Origin of the sequence: Sphingomonas sp. CFBP 13720, from assembly GCF_014842075.1 — a bacterium.
In the GTDB taxonomy this organism is placed as follows: Bacteria; Pseudomonadota; Alphaproteobacteria; order Sphingomonadales; family Sphingomonadaceae; genus Sphingomonas.
Map to the genome: position 1 here is coordinate 206,248 of NZ_JACYVA010000002.1, position 16,946 is coordinate 223,193.

16 protein-coding genes are annotated in these 16,946 nt (G+C 67.0%); 8 read left to right on the forward strand and 8 right to left on the reverse strand.

The features are described 5' to 3' along the window. Positions 1–4: 4 nt before the first annotated feature. The 4 genes from cobT to IFT55_RS06100 all read left to right on the forward strand — a co-directional run bounded on the left by cobT (position 5) and on the right by IFT55_RS06100 (position 5,392). Entirely contained in the window at positions 5–1,834 is a 1,830-nt protein-coding gene (gene cobT, locus IFT55_RS06085) for a cobaltochelatase subunit CobT (protein ID WP_192090101.1), read from the forward strand. Next, the gene (locus IFT55_RS06090; protein ID WP_192090103.1) at positions 1,831–2,082 is read left to right on the forward strand and encodes a ribbon-helix-helix domain-containing protein; all 252 of its coding nucleotides are present in this window, start codon (positions 1,831–1,833) and stop codon (positions 2,080–2,082) included. The genes cobT and IFT55_RS06090 overlap by 4 nt, the downstream gene beginning before the upstream one ends. Before the next feature lie 129 nt (positions 2,083–2,211). Further along, complete coding sequence (locus tag IFT55_RS06095; RefSeq protein ID WP_192090105.1) at positions 2,212–4,617, forward strand: TonB-dependent receptor; 2,406 nt, start codon at positions 2,212–2,214, stop codon at positions 4,615–4,617. A 91-nt stretch (positions 4,618–4,708) separates the two neighbouring features. Then, a complete protein-coding gene (locus IFT55_RS06100) occupies positions 4,709–5,392 on the forward strand; it encodes a Fe2+-dependent dioxygenase (RefSeq protein ID WP_192090107.1) in 684 nt (227 codons plus the stop codon). Between the two features lie 163 nt (positions 5,393–5,555). Here IFT55_RS06100 and IFT55_RS06105 read toward each other — a convergent pair whose 3' ends face one another. Then, positions 5,556–6,572: a glycosyltransferase family 2 protein gene (locus IFT55_RS06105; protein WP_192090109.1), complete on the reverse strand. Its 1,017-nt coding sequence runs from the start codon at positions 6,570–6,572 to the stop codon at positions 5,556–5,558. A gap of 102 nt (positions 6,573–6,674) precedes the next feature. On the opposite strand from IFT55_RS06105, the gene IFT55_RS06110 reads away from it, so the two are divergent. Further along, positions 6,675–7,025: a hypothetical protein gene (locus IFT55_RS06110; protein WP_192090111.1), complete on the forward strand. Its 351-nt coding sequence runs from the start codon at positions 6,675–6,677 to the stop codon at positions 7,023–7,025. A gap of 10 nt (positions 7,026–7,035) precedes the next feature. Here IFT55_RS06110 and IFT55_RS06115 read toward each other — a convergent pair whose 3' ends face one another. Together IFT55_RS06115 and queG are read right to left on the reverse strand one after the other, a co-directional pair. Continuing rightward, entirely contained in the window at positions 7,036–7,962 is a 927-nt protein-coding gene (locus IFT55_RS06115; protein ID WP_192090113.1) for an L-lactate dehydrogenase, read from the reverse strand. Between the two features lie 73 nt (positions 7,963–8,035). Continuing rightward, on the reverse strand, positions 8,036–9,145 hold the full coding sequence (gene queG, locus IFT55_RS06120) for a tRNA epoxyqueuosine(34) reductase QueG (protein WP_192090115.1): 1,110 nt from the start codon (positions 9,143–9,145) through the stop codon (positions 8,036–8,038). A 60-nt stretch (positions 9,146–9,205) separates the two neighbouring features. On the opposite strand from queG, the gene IFT55_RS06125 reads away from it, so the two are divergent. Together IFT55_RS06125 and IFT55_RS06130 are read left to right on the forward strand one after the other, a co-directional pair. Then, the gene (locus tag IFT55_RS06125) at positions 9,206–10,138 is read left to right on the forward strand and encodes an ABC transporter ATP-binding protein (RefSeq protein ID WP_192090117.1); all 933 of its coding nucleotides are present in this window, start codon (positions 9,206–9,208) and stop codon (positions 10,136–10,138) included. Beyond that, positions 10,135–11,364, forward strand: coding sequence for an ABC transporter permease (locus IFT55_RS06130; RefSeq protein WP_192090119.1), 1,230 nt, complete (start codon positions 10,135–10,137; stop codon positions 11,362–11,364). Before IFT55_RS06125 ends, IFT55_RS06130 begins: the two co-directional genes overlap by 4 nt. A 509-nt stretch (positions 11,365–11,873) precedes the next feature. Here IFT55_RS06130 and IFT55_RS06135 read toward each other — a convergent pair. Together IFT55_RS06135 and IFT55_RS06140 are read right to left on the reverse strand one after the other, a co-directional pair. Then, on the reverse strand, positions 11,874–12,599 hold the full coding sequence (locus IFT55_RS06135) for a class I SAM-dependent methyltransferase (protein WP_192090121.1): 726 nt from the start codon (positions 12,597–12,599) through the stop codon (positions 11,874–11,876). 1 nt (position 12,600) lies between these two features. Further along, positions 12,601–13,029 carry a GtrA family protein gene (locus IFT55_RS06140; protein WP_342029241.1) on the reverse strand — a complete coding sequence of 143 codons (429 nt, stop codon included), beginning with the start codon at positions 13,027–13,029 and terminating at the stop codon, positions 12,601–12,603. Positions 13,030–13,115: 86 nt separating this feature from the next. Here IFT55_RS06140 and IFT55_RS06145 point away from each other — a divergent pair, with 86 nt between their 5' ends. After that, a complete protein-coding gene (locus IFT55_RS06145) occupies positions 13,116–14,894 on the forward strand; it encodes an AcrB/AcrD/AcrF family protein (RefSeq protein ID WP_249403627.1) in 1,779 nt (592 codons plus the stop codon). 162 nt (positions 14,895–15,056) lie between these two features. Here IFT55_RS06145 and IFT55_RS06150 read toward each other — a convergent pair whose 3' ends face one another. The 3 genes from IFT55_RS06150 to cobS all read right to left on the reverse strand — a co-directional run bounded on the left by IFT55_RS06150 (position 15,057) and on the right by cobS (position 16,936). Next, the gene (locus tag IFT55_RS06150) at positions 15,057–15,353 is read right to left on the reverse strand and encodes a hypothetical protein (RefSeq protein WP_192090127.1); all 297 of its coding nucleotides are present in this window, start codon (positions 15,351–15,353) and stop codon (positions 15,057–15,059) included. Between the two features lie 120 nt (positions 15,354–15,473). Continuing rightward, complete coding sequence (locus IFT55_RS06155) at positions 15,474–15,860, reverse strand: acyl-CoA thioesterase (RefSeq protein WP_192090129.1); 387 nt, start codon at positions 15,858–15,860, stop codon at positions 15,474–15,476. 74 nt (positions 15,861–15,934) lie between these two features. Then, positions 15,935–16,936, reverse strand: coding sequence for a cobaltochelatase subunit CobS (gene cobS, locus IFT55_RS06160; RefSeq protein WP_192090137.1), 1,002 nt, complete (start codon positions 16,934–16,936; stop codon positions 15,935–15,937). Positions 16,937–16,946: the final 10 nt, after the last annotated feature.

Sequence of the window (16,946 nt, forward strand, 5' to 3'; positions counted from 1 at the left end):
TGCCATGGCCCAGGATACTCCGCTCGACCGGTTCCGCGACGTCTTGCGCGGCACGTCGCGCGCGCTTGCGAACGAACCCGAAGTCGAACTCGGCTTCACCGCCGATGCCCCGACCGCGTCGGGCAAGCATATCAAGGTGCCGATGCCTGCCCGCGCGCTGCCTGCCGATCAGGTGGCGGAGGCACGCGGCGTCGCCGATGGCTTCGCGTTGCGCATGCGGTACCACGACGCGCAACTGCACGCCCGCGCCGCGCCCGCCGAAGCGGTGGCGCGCGCGGTATTCGACGCGGTCGAACATGCGCGCGTCGATGCGCTGGGGTCGACGGGCTATGCCGGGATCGAAGCCAATCTGGACCATGCGCTGGCGCAGCGGATGCGATCCGACCCGATCACCCGCGCCCGGTCGCGCGCCGAAGTGCCGCTGTCGACCGCGATCGGCCTGCTGGTGCGCGAACGACTGACCGGTCGCGTCGCGCCCGCCGCCGCCGCACCCGGCATGGCGCTCATCACCGACTGGATCGAGGAACGCGCCGCCGCGCAGCTCGATCGGCTGCCCGGTCTGGTCGCCGACCAGTCCGCCTTTGCACGCGGCGTGACGCGCCTGCTCGAAGACCTCGAACTGGTGCAGGGCGAGATCGAGCCGGACGAAGCCGACGAGGGCGGCGACGAAAGCGACGGCGACGATCAGGAAACGCCCGACGAGGAAGGCGACGACGAGGGCGAACAGTCGGGCGGCGACGGTCAGGTCGAGGCACGCGGCGAAGACCGCAGCGACGACGAGAGCGAGGGCCAGTCCGACGACATGTCCGAAGACGTCGACGGCGAAGGCGACGACATGGCCGATGGCGAGGACGAGGGCGGGATGATGCCCGTCCGCCCCAACCGCCCCTTTGCCGATCTGAACGCGCAATTCGAATACAAGGCGTTCACGACCAAGCATGACGAGGTCGTCGCCGCGACTGACCTGTGCGACGCCGACGAACTGGAACGGTTGCGCGCCTATCTGGACCAGCAACTGGTGCAGTTGCAGGGCGTCGTCACCAAACTCGCCAACCGGCTGCAACGCCGGCTGATGGCGCAACAGTCGCGGTCGTGGGACTTCGATCAGGAAGAAGGCATGCTCGACGCCGCGCGGCTGGCGCGGGTCATCATCAATCCCGGCCTGTCGCTCAGCTACAAGATCGAGCGGGATACCGATTTCCGCGACACCGTCGTCACGATGCTGATCGACAATTCGGGATCGATGCGCGGCCGCCCGATCGGCATCGCCGCGATCAGCGCCGATATCCTTGCCCGCACGCTGGAGCGCGTCGGGGTGAAGGTCGAGATTCTCGGCTTCACCACCCGCGCATGGAAGGGCGGACTGTCCCGGGAAGCGTGGCTCGCTGCCGGACGCCCGCCCCAGCCGGGCCGGCTGAACGACCTGCGCCACATCGTCTATAAACAGGCCGACGAGCCATGGCGGCGGGCGCGCAAATCGCTCGGCCTGATGATGCGCGAAGGGCTGCTCAAGGAGAATATCGACGGCGAGGCGCTGCTATGGGCACATGGCCGGCTGATCGCGCGCCCCGAAGACCGCAAGGTGCTGATGGTCATTTCCGACGGCGCGCCGGTCGACGATTCGACGCTGTCGGTCAATACGGGCAGCTATCTCGAACGCCATCTGCGACAGGTGATCGCCTATATCGAGGGCCGGTCGCCGGTCGAACTGGTCGCGATCGGCATCGGCCACGACGTGACGCGGTGGTATTCGCGCGCGGTGACGATCATGGATGCGGAACAGCTGGCAGGCACGATGATCGACCAGCTCGCGTCGCTGTTCGACACCGAATGAAGCCAGTCGCCCCCGCCGGCGGGTTTCGCGGGCCGGTCAAGCGATCAATCACCATCGCCGGCCATCCGACCTCGATCAGCCTCGAACCCGGATTCTGGACTGCACTGGAAGCAGAGGCGGTGGCGCACGCCCTGCCGCTGTCCGCGCTGGTCGCAGCGATCGATGCGGTGCGGATCGAAAGCGACGCCCCCCCCAATCTGGCAAGCGCTATCCGGTCGTGGTTGCTGGCGCAGGCAATTGCGGGGTGATCCCCGCCTGCGACCGTATCAAGCCGTTGACGTTCCAGCACATTTTGCGACAGTCATGAAAATCAGTCGCAATAGCGTTGACACTGCGAACGCTTCGCAATAGCTGGCTCCCCGTAAAGGGGATACTTCATGACCGAACCAACCGCGTCGCGCAGCAATGCGCCGACGTTTCTCGCCCTCGCCTGTGTCGGCTTCATCGCGTCCGCGCCCGCCTACGCCGCACCGCGCACAGGGCGTCCGGCGGAAGAGCCGCGCGATTCGCAGGAGATCGTCGTCAACGGCCAGCGCGTCGAGGCGCTCGAAAGCCCGAAGGCGACCGCCGCGCTGATCGATACGCCGCAAACGGTGACGGTCGTGTCGGATCAGGTCATCCGCAAACAGAATCTCCAGACACTGCGCGACATCCTCCAGACGGTGCCCGGCATCACGTTCGGCGCGGGCGAAGGCGGCGGCGGCTATGGCGACTCGATCAACCTGCGCGGCTATTCGGCCAGCAACGACTTTACGATCGACGGCATCCGCGACAGCGCGCAATACAGCCGCACCGATCCGTTCAACCTTCAGCAGATCGAGGTCTATAACGGGGCCAATTCGGTGTTCAACGGATCGGGATCGGTCGGCGGCACCATCAACATGGTCAGCAAGATGCCGCAGGGCGACGATCTGACGATCGTGCAGGGCGCCGTCGGCACCGACGAATATTATCGCGGCGCGATCGACGCGAACCAGCGCGTGGCCGACAATGTCGCGGTGCGCCTGAACGCCGCCTACCACCACAATGGCGTTCCCGGCCGCGACGTCGAGAAGTTCGAACGCTGGGGCATCGCGCCGTCGGTCACGATCGGCATCGGCACGCCGACCAGCCTGACGCTGGCCTATGTCCATCAGCGCGACGACAATACGCCGCTCTATGGCCTGCCCTATTTCGACAACGGCACGATCGGCGGCTTCCTGCCCGGCACCGACCGCAGCGACTATTACGGCTATCGCAACCTCGATACGCAGGAAACAACGGTCGACCGCCTCACCGCGACGTTCCGCCACGCGGTCGATCCGCATATCTCGGTCCGCAACCTGACCCGGTGGCAGCGCGTCGGCCAGTACAGCGTGACCAGCGCGCCGCAGGGCACCTTCTGCCTGCCCGGCGGACGTCAGCCGGTGGCGACCAGCGCGACCAACCCGGTCGGGATCGCCTGCCCCGCGACCATCCCCGCCGGCCAGTGGCTGCCCAGCGGCCCGCGCGGGCTGGTCCGCGATCAGGAGAACCAGTTGCTGATCAACCAGACCGACCTGCGTCTCGAATATGGCCGCAAGGGTGGCATCCGCAACGTCGCGAACATCGGCGTCAGCGGCATGATCGAGGATTATGCGATCACCGGCGGCTCGCTGCTCCGCAACGCCGACGGTTCGGCGACCACGCCGCTGCCGCTGCTGTCGATCGTCAATCCAGACACCGACTATCGCGGCCCGGTCAACTATGTCGACACCAGCCGCTCGCGCGGGACCGCGCACAATGTCGCGGTCTATGCGTTCGACACGCTCGAACTGGGCAGCGCGTTCGAACTGAACGGCGGCGTCCGTTGGGAATATCAACGCTCCTCGTTCCACGCCGTACCATTGGTAACCCTCGCCCCCGGTGTGAGCCAGCCTGCGGCGGCGTTGCAGGCGCGGCAGATCAATGACGAAAAGCTGTTCTCCTATCGCATCGGCGCGGTGTTCCATCCGGCGCAGGGCGTCAGCATCTATGGCGGCTACGGCAATGCCCGGACCCCGTCGTCGATCAGCGTGCGCGGCGGTTGCGTCAGCGTGGCGGGCACCGTGGTCACCGACACCTGCGACGTCGCCCCGGAAACCGCGAAGAATTACGAAGCGGGCATCAAGGCGGGGCTGTTCGGTGGCCGGCTGGAACTGACCGGTGCGGTGTTCCGTAACGAACGCACCAATTATCGGGTGCCGTCGAACGATCCCGCGCTGCCCACCATCCAGGTGTTGGACGGCCGTAGCCGGGTCGACGGCATCGCGCTGGGTGCGTCGGGGACGATCGTGCCCAACTGGACGGTGTTCGCCAACTATACCTATCTCGACAGCGAAGTGCTCCAGTCGGTATCCGACTTCTGCCTGCGCACGCCGGGTGGAGCCGGTTGCGGCAACAACGCGGCCAACCCCGATCCGCAGCGCGGCGCGCGGCTGGTGCAGACCCCCGAACATTCGGGCAGCCTGTTCACGACCTATCGCCTGCCCTTCGGTCTGGAGGTCGGCTACGGCCTGACGTACCAGGGCGCGTTCACCACCTTCGTCCCCAACCTCGCAAACGCGACGACGCTGACGGTCGACGACTATCTCATCCACCGGGCATATCTGGGCTACACCTTCGGCGGCGGCTGGACCGCGCAGGTCAACGTCCAGAACCTGACCGACGAGAAATACGTCACCAACGTCCGCAACAATATCGGCGCTAACGGCGTCGTCTCCGGCGGTTGGGCGATGCCCGGCGACCGGCGTCAGGCGGTGCTGAGCATCTTCAAGAGCTTCTGATCGGTCTTCCCCCCGTATCGATCAGGCCCCTGCATGCCCTTGCGCCGATACCGGCACGGGGACATGCTTTTTTCTTTGGTGGACGCCGTTCATGCTGATCGCCATTCCCGATGTGTTCGACGCCGCCGGCGTCGCGGCGCTCCGTGCGTTGATCGATGCCGGCGACTGGGTCGACGGCAACGTCACCTCGGGTCCGCAATCGGCGCTGGCCAAGCGTAACGCGCAACTGGCGGAGGGATCGGTGGCCGCGCGGGACGCGGGCGGACGCGTACTCGACGCGCTGGGGGCGTCGCCGCTGTTCGTCGCCGCCGCGCTGCCCGCGCGCGTCTTTCCGCCGCTGTTCAATCGCTATGCCGGCGGACAGGCGTTCGGCGCGCATGTCGACAATGCCGTCAGGATGCAGCGCGGCAGCGACTTCCGCATCCGCAGCGACCTGTCGGCGACATTGTTCCTGTCCGATCCCGACAGCTATGACGGCGGGGAACTGGTGATCGAGGACCGGTTCGGCGTCCAATCGGTCAAGCTGCCGGCCGGGCACATGATCCTGTATCCCGCATCCTCGCTCCACCGCGTCGAACCGGTGACGCGCGGCACGCGGGTCGCATCGTTCTTCTGGGTCCAGTCGATGGTCCGCGACGACGGCGCGCGCCGCATCCTGTTCGACCTCGACCAGAGCGTGCAGCGGCTGGCGGGGCAACTCGGCCATGGCAACCGGTCGGTGATCGAGCTGACCGGCGTGTACCACAATTTGCTGCGGCGGTGGGCCGACGTCTAGCGAAGGATGGTTCACGCGGAGGCGCGGAGGCGTTGCGTCCGTTGCGAAGCCACCTTCAATCCGGGACGAATAGAAAAGGCTGCTGGCGCAGCGGGCGCGTACCGCAAACCGACGCTCTCCGCGTCTCCGCGTCTCCGCGTCTCCGCGTGGACCGACCTAGCCCCTACTGCACGTCCGGCAGGACCGGCGCGACCGTCACGTCGCCATGATCGCCCGCGCGATAGCCGAGGCTCGCCCGCCCCCGCACCGGCCCCGCTACATCGGCCACCATGTACAGCGGCCGCCGCTTCGATTCGACGTACAGCCGCCCCAGATATTCGCCGATCATGCCCAGCACGAACATTTGCACCGCGCCTAGGAACACGACGACCAACATGGTCGAGGTCCAGCCCTGCACCGCGCTGCCCGAAATCCATCCGACCGCGATATAGGCGAACAACAGCAGTGACAGTCCGGTCAGCACCAGCCCCAGATGGCTCGCCAGCCGCAGCGGCGCAGTGGAAAACCCCGTTACCGCGTCGAGCGCGAACCGGATCATCTTGCCCAGCGGATATTTGCTTTCGCCCGCCAGCCGTTCGTCGCGATCATAGGCGAACGGCACCTGCCGGAACCCGACCCATGCCACCATGCCCCGGATGAAGCGCGCCTGTTCGGGCAGCGACAGGAACGCATCCAGCGCGCGGCGGCTCATCAGCCGGAAATCGCCGGTGTCGATCGGGATCGGCGTGTCGGTGACGCGGTCGAGCACGCGATAGAAGATCGACGCGGTCAGTTTCTTGAAGAACGTCTCGCCCTCGCGCCGCCGCCGCACCGCATAGACCACGTCCGCGCGCTCCGCCGTCATCGTCGCCAGCATGTCGCCCAGCAATTCGGGCGGGTCCTGCAAATCGGCGTCGATGATGAGGATGCGAGTCCCCGCGCACAGGTCCAGTCCGGCGGTCAGCGCCAGTTGATGGCCGTGATTGCGCGACAGGTTGATCGCGACCAGCCGCGGGTCGGCGACGGCCAGCCGTTCCATCACCGCCCAGCTGTCGTCGCGCGATCCATCGTTGACCAGCACGATTTCGTGATCGTCGCCCACCGCGGCATGCGCCGCCGCCGATACCCGCGCATGCAGCACCGCCAGACAGGCGGCTTCGTTGTAACACGGGACGACGATGGACAGCGCGGGACGGATCATGGCCGCTGGCGTTACTCCAAGCGCGCCGGGAGGAAAAGCGGCGAGCGATTGCGTCGCGGTCCCGTCCGGCTACACTGGCCGTGCGATCCGATGGAGGTGCCGATGCCTGTGCTGTTGCCGATCCTGCTGCTTGCCGCCGCCCCTGCAGCCGCCGCACAGATATGGGACGGAGGCCGCTCGACGGGCACCCCCGCCCCCGAACGGCACGATGCCGGCGTCGGACGCGACCTGTCGGATATCGACCGTTCGATCCGCGACGGCCGCCGCAACGGCGAACTGACCCGCAGCGAGGCACGCGCGCTGCGCGGCCAGAGCGCGTCGATCGAGCGCCTGTCCCGGCAATATCGCGATGGCGGCCCGATCAGCGCCGATACCTCGCATCTTCAGCAGATGACGCTGGTCCTGCGCGGCATGGTCGAAGCGCAGCGATCGGCGACGAAGCCGAGCAAATAGCCGCTCCCGCCTATCCGCACGCCTGCAACGTTTTGCGCAGCGTGGCGGCGGACGCCTGCAACGCATCGCGCTCCGCCGCATCCAGATCGGGCGTCAGCACCCGCAACACCCCCGCCGCACCGATCAGGCACGGCAGGCTCAGATACACGCCGTCGATGCCGAACTGCCCGTCCAGCCGGGTCGATACCGGCAGCACGACCCGCTCGTCACGCTGCACCGCTTCACAGATCCGGACGATGGCCGTCGCCACGCCGTATGACGTAAACCCCTTGCCGTGGTTAATCGTATATGCGGCGCGGACCACGTCGTGCGCAACCCTGTCGCGGTCGAACGGCGTACCGTCCAGAAACGCGTCGAGCGTCATGCCGCCGATCCGCACCGTCGAAAATGCCATGACCTCGCTGTCGCCATGCTCGCCCAGCACCATCGCCTCGACCGCGCCCGGTGCGATGTGCAGCCGGTCCGCCACCCGCTTGCGGAAACGGTTGCTGTCGAGCAGCGTACCGGTGCCGATCACCCGTTCCGGCGGCAGTCCCGACAGCGTCTGCGCGACCTGCGCCATCGCATCCGCCGGATTGGCCGCAACGACGAGGATGCCGTCGAACCCGGCGGCCATTGCCTGTTCGACGCAACTGCGCACGATCGTCGCGCTCTTGTCCGCGATCGACGTCCGTGGTTCGTCGCCATGCGTCGCCGCGCCAGCGGTCAGCACGACGATCGCCGCATCGCGCGTATCGGCATAGTCCCCGGCCCAGATCCGCGCCGGCCGCGCAATAGCATTGGCATCGGCGATATCGGTCACTTCGGCGACCGCGCGATCGGCGTTGGTATCGACCAGCACGATCTCGGCGAACAACCCGCGTAGCATCACGGCATAGGCGGCGGTGGCTCCGACATTGCCGGCCCCCACGATCACGATTCGCGAAGATTTCGTCATGCCCGAGCCTTCCTGCGGTTACGTATCGCGGGAATGAACGCCCGCGACCGGCACAAGTCGCACGCCGTCGCTGCTACCGCTCCCATTCCGCGATGACCGCCGCATCGGCTTCGTCCGCCCGTCGCTCGCGCGCGAACCGTACCGCGTCCAGCCGGCCCAGCGCCCATACCGCCGCGCCGCGCACCACCGGGTCGGGATCGGCCAGCGCCGTCACCACCGGTTCGACCAGAGTCGCATCGCCGCTATTGCCCGCCGCGATCAGCGCGTTGCGCACCATGCGGTTGCGGCCGATCCGCTTGATCGGCGATCCGCGAAACACCTCGCGAAACCCGGCATCGTCCAGTGCGATCAGGTCGGCCAGCCGTGGCGCGGCGAATTCCGCCCGCCCGGCAAAGGCGCGGTTGGCGGCAGCCGTCTGCGCGAACTTGTTCCACGGACACACCGCCAGACAATCGTCGCAGCCATAGATGCGGTTGCCGATCCCGGCGCGGAACTCCTGCGGGATCGGCCCGGCATGCTCGATCGTCAGATACGAGATGCAACGCCGCGCATCCAGCCGGTAGGGCGCGGGAAACGCATCGGTCGGGCACGCGCGCTGGCACGCGTCGCACGATCCGCACCGGTCGCGGCCCCCGGCATCGGGCGTCAGGTCGAGCGTGGTGTAGATTGCGCCGAGGAACAGCCAGCTGCCATGCTGCTGGCTGACCAGATTGGTATGCTTGCCCTGCCACCCCAGCCCCGCCGCCTCTGCCAGCGGTTTTTCCATCACCGGCGCGGTATCGACGAAGACCTTCAGGTCGCACCCCGCCTCCTGCGCCAGCCAGCGGCCCAGCGCCTTCAGCGCCTTCTTGACGACGTCATGATAATCGCCGCCCTGCGCATAGACCGAGATACGCCCGCGATCGCCGACATCGGCCAGCGCCAGCGGATCGCCCGGCGGGGCATAGCTCATGCCCAGCGCGATGACCGACCGCACGTCGGACCACAGCCCGGCGGGCGACCCGCGATGGTGCGCGCGCTCCTCCATCCAGATCATCGACCCGTGCCGCCCTTCGTCCAGCCATTCGCGCAGCCGCGCGGCGGTACGCGGCGCGGCATCGGCGCGGGCGATGCCGCATGCGACGAAACCGACTTCGGCCGCCTTGGCGCGGATGCGGTCGATCAGGGCCTTGTCTTGGGTCACATCGCCCCGCTACCCTTGTTCGCACGCGGGCCTCAAGCCCGACGTCGACGGGGGGATGGGTTGCATACCGAAAACTGGGCGTTGAGCGCCACCGGGCTGGTCAAGCGTTTCGGTGATCGGCGGGTGGTCGATGGTATCGACCTGCACGTCCCGCAGGGTTCGGTCTATGGCGTGCTCGGCCCGAACGGCGCGGGCAAGACGACGACGCTGCGCATGCTGCTGGGCATCATCGAACCCGATGAGGGCACGCGCACGCTGCTGGGCCATGTCGCGCCGCGCGACGCATCCGACCGCGTCGGTTATCTGCCCGAGGAACGCGGCCTGTACCCCGGCATGAAATCGCGCGAAGCGATCGCGTTCATGGGCGCGCTGCGCGGTCTCGACTGGTCGGTCGGGCGCAAACGTGCCGCGACGATGCTGGAGGAAGCGGGCCTAGGCCATGCGATAGATCAAAAAATCCGCAAGCTTTCCAAGGGTATGGCGCAATTCGTCCAGCTACTGGGCTCGGTCGTGAACCGGCCCGAATTCCTCGTGCTCGACGAACCCTTTTCCGGCCTCGACCCGGTCAATCAGGAACGGCTGGAAGCGCTGATCCGCGCGGAGCGCGACCGGGGCGCGACCATTCTGTTCTCGACCCACGTCATGGCCCACGCCGAACGGCTGTGCGACCGCCTCGCGATCATCGCAGGCGGCAAGCGCCGGTTCGAAGGCACGGTGGACGACGCCCGCGCGATGCTGCCGATGAAGGCGCATTACGTGCCGCACCACCCCGCCCCCGGCATCGCCGCGCTGCTGCCCGCCGACGCGGAACAGGCGGATGCGACGCGCGGCGGCGGCTGGCGCTTCACGTTGCCGCCCGAAGGAATCGAAGGGATATTGGTGAAGCTGATCGACGCGGGCTACGGCATATCGGGACTGTCGATCGAACGGCCGGGGCTGCACGACGCCTTCGTCCGCATCGTCGGGCAACAGGCGCTGGAGCAGGCGGCATGAGCGACACCCGCCGCCTGATCCGCCAGACGCTGACCATCGCCCGCCGCGATTTCGTCGCGACCGTGATGACGCCGATGTTCCTGCTGTTCCTGCTCGCCCCGCTGCTGTTCGCCGGCTTCGGCGCGATCGGCGGGATCGGGGCCGCCAGCGTCGGACGCGGCGCGGCGGGCAAGGAACGCATCGTCGCGATCGCCGCCCCGGACGATGCGAAGCGCCTGCGACGCGCCGATGCGATGATCCGCCCCGGCATCCTGTCCGAACCGGGCCTTCCGCCGCTGGTCGTCGTCGCGCCGAACGGCGATCCGGCGAAGCAGGCCCGCGCGCTGCTGTCCGACAGCGACACCGACGTCCCATCGGTGTTGTACGGCCCGCTCGACCGGCCGCAGCTGGTCCATGTCCGACCGACCTCGACCACCGCGAAATACATGGCTGTGCTGGCCGAACAGGCACTGCGCGATCAGCGCGCCGGGCTGACCGGACCGCTGTCGCAACCGACCTTTACCCGCGTCGCGCGCAGCAGCACGTCGCTGGGCGGCAAGAGCGCGGCGGGACTGTTCGCGGTCGCGTCGCTGTTCATCGTCACACTGATGCTGGCCGGACAGGCAGTCGGCACGATGGCGGAGGAACGGTCGAACAAGGTGATCGAAGTGCTGGCCGCCGCCGTGCCGCTGGAATCGGTGTTCCTCGGCAAGCTGATCGGCATGTTCGGCGTTGCGGTGCTGTTCCTCGCCTTCTGGGCGACGATCGCCGCCAATATCGGCGCGCTGCTTCCGGCCGAAGTGGCCAGCGGTATCGCCGGAATCGCGCCCGCCGTCGGCATGCCGGTCTTCGTCGCGCTCTACATCGCCTATTTCACCATGGCGTATATGTTGCTGGGGTCGGTGTTCCTGACGGTCGGTGCACAGGCGTCCACGCCCCGCGAAATCCAGATGCTGTCGCTGCCCATCACCATCTTCCAGATGGCGATGTTCGGCGTCGCACTGGCGGCGGTCAGCCGTCCGGGCAGCTGGGTCGCGACAGCGGCCGAACTGTTTCCGTTCAGCTCACCGTTCGCGATGGCGGCACGGGCGGCGACCGGCACCGATATCTGGCCGCATCTGGCCGCGATCGCATGGCAATTGCTGTGGGTGACGCTGACCATCGCGCTGGGTGCCAAGCTGTTCCGGCGCGGCGTGCTGCAATCGGCGGGGCCGAAATGGCGGTGGAAACGCTTGTTCGGGCGGTAGGTTTTCGGATCGGTTCAGGCCGCCCCGCCGCCGCGCGCGGCTCGGTTCGGGCCGCCCGCCGCCGGGTGCGCCGTTTGGTCCCCACCACGCCCGCCGTTCCGTCCGAGCCGCACGGCCCTCGCGCGCCGTTCGGTTCAAACCGCGCTGCCGCCACAATCTCCGTTCGGTTCGAGCCTGTCGAGAACCCCCTCCTCGGGGACAGGCGTTCCAGACATGCCCGAACCGAACGAAGAGGTCAGGCGCGAACCGGAAAGGCCCGGACTGAGTTCCCCCCATCCCGTCCATGCTGAGTAGGCGCTGAGCCTGTCAAAGCGCCATATCGAAGCCCCCCCGATCCTTCGAACAGACCGGTCAAATGCCCTCAGACCAGCGTCGACCGGAAACCCCTGTCCTACACCGCGCCGTCCTGCCATGCCCTCCAACGCTCTTTGACAACCGCATCGATCACGCCCGGAAACGACAAACGCGCGATATCGTCGCGAGTGTGACTTTCGTGACCTTTGGGCCGGCTATCGCTTCGAAACCAGCGTCACGATCGACAGTCCCGGCGGCATCGGCACGCGACCGATCAGGTAGCGTTCCAGCCGGAAGATCGCCTCGAACGCGCGGTTCAGCACCTTGGGCGGCGGCGAATCGTCGCTGTCGTCCTTGCCGGTCAGCTTGCCCGCCACCCGGGCCGCGACGGCGGCGGGGAACAGCAGCGAGTTGAAATAGCGCAGACCGTTGTGCGTCAGCCCGGCATCGGCGATCGCCTTGGCCAGCGTCGCCTTGGAATAACGGCGGTGGTGATGGTTCACTACGTCGTGCGCGCTCCACATCCACTGGTGCGCGGGAACGGTGACGAGGATCTTGCCGCCGGGGGCCAGCCGGTCGGCCATGCCGCGAAACGTCGCCACGTCGTCCTCGATATGCTCGACCACGTCGAGCACCGCGATCATGTCGTACGATCCGGTCACGCCGTCCAGCGTCGGCAACGGTGCCTCGCCCACCGGCTTGCCCAGCCGTTCGGTCGCGATGGCGCGGGCGGCGGGATCGATCTCGATCGCATCGACGCTGCCGAACGCGGCCAGCATCGGCAGGTTGTGGCCCGTGCCGCATCCTATCTCGAGGATGCGGGCATCCGGCTTCAGTCCGGCATTGCGCGCGACATAGTCGGCCAGGATCTCGCGGCGCGCGCGATACCACCAATGCGTCGAATCATGCGCCGCCATGCGGTCGTAGACGATGCGGTCCATCTTATCCGAATACCCATTTGCGATTGAGCGCGAAGGTCGCGATCGGCGTCACCAGCATCGCCGGCACCAGTGGCAGCCATTCCGGCCCCCCCGCCATGTCGGCGATGACGAAGGTGAAGCCGGCGTTCAGCGCCATGCCGAACCCCTGCACCACGAGGAACTTCAGCGGCTGTTCCGCGCCGCCGCGCCGTTCGCCATGGTCGCGGAAACTCCACCGACCGTGCGCGACGAACCCGAATGCGGCGGCCACGACGAAGGCCGGCAATACCGCGACGAACGCATAGCCGGTGGGCAACACCCGATATACCAGCGGCAGATATACGGCGGCATACACGGCGGTCGAAAGCACGCCGACAATGCCGAACCGGACCAACTGGCCCAGCAGGCCATGGTTCAACAGGCTTTCGATACGGCCGGTCCCGGTGTCCACGTCTTGTCCTTTGCGCGGGAGCCGATAGAGCGACCCGATTGCGTGTAAGCCGCCGTAGAATGCACGCGCGGCGGGGGGAAGCGATTTTGACCACCGATCCATACCGGCCACGGACGCTCGATCGCCACTGGCTGCGCTGGGTATTGCTCGCATGGGTATTGATCGCGGCATGGTATCTCTATGTCCGCTGGAACGCGGTCTACTGGCTGTCGCTGTCCGATACCGACGACAATATTCGGCTGATGCAGGTGCGCGGGCTGTTGTCCGGGCAGGGCTGGTACGATCTACGGCAATATCGGCTGAACCCGCCGGACGGGCTGGACATCCACTGGTCGCGATTGGTCGACCTGCCGATCGCCGGGCTGTATATGTTGTTCCGACCGTTCGGCGGGGCGTTCTGGGCCGAACGGCTGGCCGTGGGGATCGCGCCGCTGTTGCCGCTGGCGGTTACGCTGGTCGCGCTGGCCGCGACCGCACGGCGGCTGATCGACCGACTGGCATGGCCGCTGGCGATCCTGTTCCTGTTCGGCTGTTCGTCCACGCTGTTGATGTTCATGCCGATGCGCATCGATCATCATGGCTGGCAGCTTGCCTGTCTGGCGTGGACCGTCGCCGGTCTGGCCGATCCGAAACAGGCGCGCGGCGGGCTTACCGTCGGACTGTCGTCGGCGGTGTCGCTGACCATCGGCCTCGAACTCCTGCCCTATTGCGGCATGGCGGGGGCGATCGTCGCGCTGCGCTGGACGTGGGACCGGGGGGAGGCACGACGGCTGGCGGTATATGGCGCGACGCTGGCCGGGGGTAGCGCGGCAGGGTTCCTCGCCTTTGCCTCGAACGCCAACTACGCGATGCGGTGCGATGCGCTGACGCCGATCTGGCTGTCGGCGGTCGTGGCGGGCGGTGCGTTGCTGCTGATGCTGGCATGGGTGTCGCCGCGCTCGCCATGGCTGCGCCTGTTGCTGGCGGTGGTCGCCGGCGCGGCGCTGGCGGCAGCGTTCGCCACGTTGTTCCCGCAATGCCTCCAGCGACCCGAAGGGGTGTCGGACGAACTGGCGCGCGCCTGGCTCAACAATGTCCGAGAGGCCAAGCCGGTCTACGTCCTGCCGTGGCGCACGATCCTGCCGCTCGTGACCGGGCCAATCGTCGGACTGATCGGCGCGATCTTCGCGACGTGGCACGCATGGCGCAGCGAACGCTTCGTCGGCTGGGCCGCGATCACGCTGTTCACCGCCTTCGCGGTCGCGATGCTGTTCTGGCAGGTCCGCTCCGGCCCGGCGGCGCAGTTGCTGGCGCTGCCCGGCACGACCGCGCTGGCATGGGTGCTGCTGCCGTCGATCCTGCGCCGGGGCAACCCGGTCGTGCGCGTCGTCGGCATCGTCGTCGCGCTCCTGATCCTGTCCAGCATGGCGGTGGGATACATCGTCCAGCAATTCCGCATCGATCCGCCCAGCGAACGGACGAAGACGGTCCTTCGCGCCGGATCGCGCTGCGCCACCCTGCCCGCGCTGGCCGCACTCGACCGGATACCGCGCGCGGTGATGTTCACCCATGTCGATCTGGGACCACGGCTGATCGTCGCGACGCATCACGACGGCATCACCGGCCCCTATCATCGCAACGGGCAGGCGATCCTAGACGTGCACCATGCGTTTCAGGGTAGCGTCGACGACTTCCGTCCGATCGCGAAGCGGCACGGTGCCCGCTATGTGCTGACCTGCCCGAACATGGCCGAAACCACCATCTATCGCTCGCGCGCCCCGAACGGCTTCTATGGGCAACTGGCGAAGGGCAAGGTGCCCGCATGGCTGACCCCCGTCCCGCTGCCCAAGGGTTCGCCGCTAAGGCTGTGGCGCATCGCCTATTGAAGCGGCGGGCGGTGCAGCACGCGCAATCCACGGGTAACGTAGCATGCATGGCAGACGACCGGTCGATATCCGGTCGTCCGCATTGCCGCATAGCGCCCGACGCAGAAACGCCCGCCCCCTTGCGGGGGACGGGCGTCGCGCCATCCTTGCGGACGGAAATGCTTAGCGGCTGGCGACCAGCTTGCCACCGTTCAGCGGCTTGGCGATGCGGAAGCGCACCGGGCGGCCGTCGACGTTGCCGGTGACCAGACGATCGCGCACGACGAAGCGGAACGGTTCGCCGCTCACGGTCTCGGTGCCGCTCAGCACGGTCGCGCCGTCCTTCGTCACTGCGCTGGTGTAATCGAACTTGTATCCTTCGCGCTCGACCTCGTTCGCCTGGGCGGCGATGGCGGGAACGAGCATGCCGGTGGCGACGAGGGCGACACGGAAGGCGGCAGCGATCACAAAGGCGCGCATGGTGTTTCTCCGGTTTCTGGATCGACGCGGCGGCGTCGTTTCGTTGCCGGATTGATACCGTTGTGCAGCGCACCATCGCAACTGCACAGGTCCTTATCGTGATTGCAAAAAACGAAAGCGTTATTCGGGCAGGAACCGCCGCACGACGTCGCGCGCCAGCCGCGCCGGACGCTTCGTTTCCGAATCGAGCGAACACCACGTGCTTTTGACTTCGACCAGCACCTCTTCGCCACGCTGGATCAACGTCGAGAAATAGGCGCGCACGCCCTCGACCCGTTCGGCGATCACCGTCGCAACGATCGTGTCGTCGAGAAAGGCGGGCCGGCGATAGGTGATCTCGTGGCGCAGCGCGACCCACAGGTGGCGGGCCACTGCCTCGGCGGGCGCGACGCATTCCCAATAGGCGACGACCGCGTCCTGCACCCACGACAGGTACACCGCGTTGTTCACATGGCCCATATGGTCGATGTCGCCGATACTGACCGCGAGCGGATGTTGATGTGCCATGCCACGAAGGTGGGCGGTACTGACAGGTGTGTCAATCCGCCCATCATCGCGGCATGGCGGTTTCAGGTCGGCGATTACGCCTTGCCGACCACGCTTTCCGGCAGATCCTTGCCGAACACGCGCTGGTAATATTCGGCGACCAGTGCGCGCTCGGCCTCGTCGCACTTGTTCAGGAACGACAGGCGGAACGCGAAGCCGACGTCGCCAAAGATCAACGCGTTCTGGGCCCACGTGATGACGGTACGCGGCGACATGACCGTCGATATATCGCCGTTGACGAAGCCGCGCCGCGTCATGTCCGCGACGCGCACCATTTTCTCGACGGTCTCCTTGCCGCCCTTCTTGTCATACTCGCCCGACTTGGCCAGCACGATCCGCGCCTCGGTCTGCGCGGGCAGATAATTGAGCGTGACGACGATGTTCCACCGATCCATCTGGCCCTGATTGATCTGCTGCGTGCCGTGATACAGCCCGCTGGTATCGCCCAGACCGACCGTATTCGCGGTCGCGAACAGCCGGAAATAGGGGTTGGGCCGGATCACGCGGTTCTGGTCGAGCAGCGTCAGCTTGCCTTCGGTTTCCAGTACGCGCTGGATCACGAACATCACGTCGGGCCGCCCCGCGTCATATTCGTCGAAGACGAGCGCGGTCGGCGTCTGCAACGCCCATGGCAACAGCCCCTCGCGGAACTCCGTCACCTGCTGTCCGTCGCGCAGCACGATCGCGTCACGCCCGATCAGGTCGATCCGGCTGATATGCGCGTCGAGGTTGATGCGGATGCACGGCCAGTTGAGCCGTGCCGCGACCTGTTCGATGTGCGTCGACTTGCCGGTGCCGTGATAGCCCTGCACCATCACGCGCCGGTTATGGGCAAAGCCGGCAAGGATCGCCAGCGTCGTGTCGGGATCGAAGACATAGGCCGGATCGGTGTCGGGAACGCGCTCGTCGGCGATCGAGAACGCCGGAACTTCCATCGGCGAATCGATGCCGAAGACGTCGCGCACCTTCACCATCCGGTCGGGGGAAGGCAGGATCGTCGTATCGCTGGGATCGGGCATTGTATCGGTGGTGGTCATGCGTGCCTTT

Bases quoted from the DNA above. Each gene is read 5' to 3' on its own strand.
- IFT55_RS06130 (WP_192090119.1), top strand. From the start codon at position 10,135: ATGAGCGACACCCGCCGCCTGATCCGCCAGACGCTGACCATCGCCCGC.
- IFT55_RS06105 (WP_192090109.1), bottom strand. From the start codon at position 6,572: ATGATCCGTCCCGCGCTGTCCATCGTCGTCCCGTGTTACAACGAAGCC.
- IFT55_RS06155 (WP_192090129.1), bottom strand. From the start codon at position 15,860: ATGGCACATCAACATCCGCTCGCGGTCAGTATCGGCGACATCGACCAT.
- IFT55_RS06150 (WP_192090127.1), bottom strand. From the start codon at position 15,353: ATGCGCGCCTTTGTGATCGCTGCCGCCTTCCGTGTCGCCCTCGTCGCC.
- IFT55_RS06100 (WP_192090107.1), top strand. From the start codon at position 4,709: ATGCTGATCGCCATTCCCGATGTGTTCGACGCCGCCGGCGTCGCGGCG.
- IFT55_RS06135 (WP_192090121.1), bottom strand. From the start codon at position 12,599: ATGGACCGCATCGTCTACGACCGCATGGCGGCGCATGATTCGACGCAT.
- IFT55_RS06090 (WP_192090103.1), top strand. From the start codon at position 1,831: ATGAAGCCAGTCGCCCCCGCCGGCGGGTTTCGCGGGCCGGTCAAGCGA.
- IFT55_RS06095 (WP_192090105.1), top strand. From the start codon at position 2,212: ATGACCGAACCAACCGCGTCGCGCAGCAATGCGCCGACGTTTCTCGCC.
- IFT55_RS06110 (WP_192090111.1), top strand. From the start codon at position 6,675: ATGCCTGTGCTGTTGCCGATCCTGCTGCTTGCCGCCGCCCCTGCAGCC.
- IFT55_RS06115 (WP_192090113.1), bottom strand. From the start codon at position 7,962: ATGACGAAATCTTCGCGAATCGTGATCGTGGGGGCCGGCAATGTCGGA.
- cobT (WP_192090101.1), top strand. From the start codon at position 5: ATGGCCCAGGATACTCCGCTCGACCGGTTCCGCGACGTCTTGCGCGGC.
- cobS (WP_192090137.1), bottom strand. From the start codon at position 16,936: ATGACCACCACCGATACAATGCCCGATCCCAGCGATACGACGATCCTG.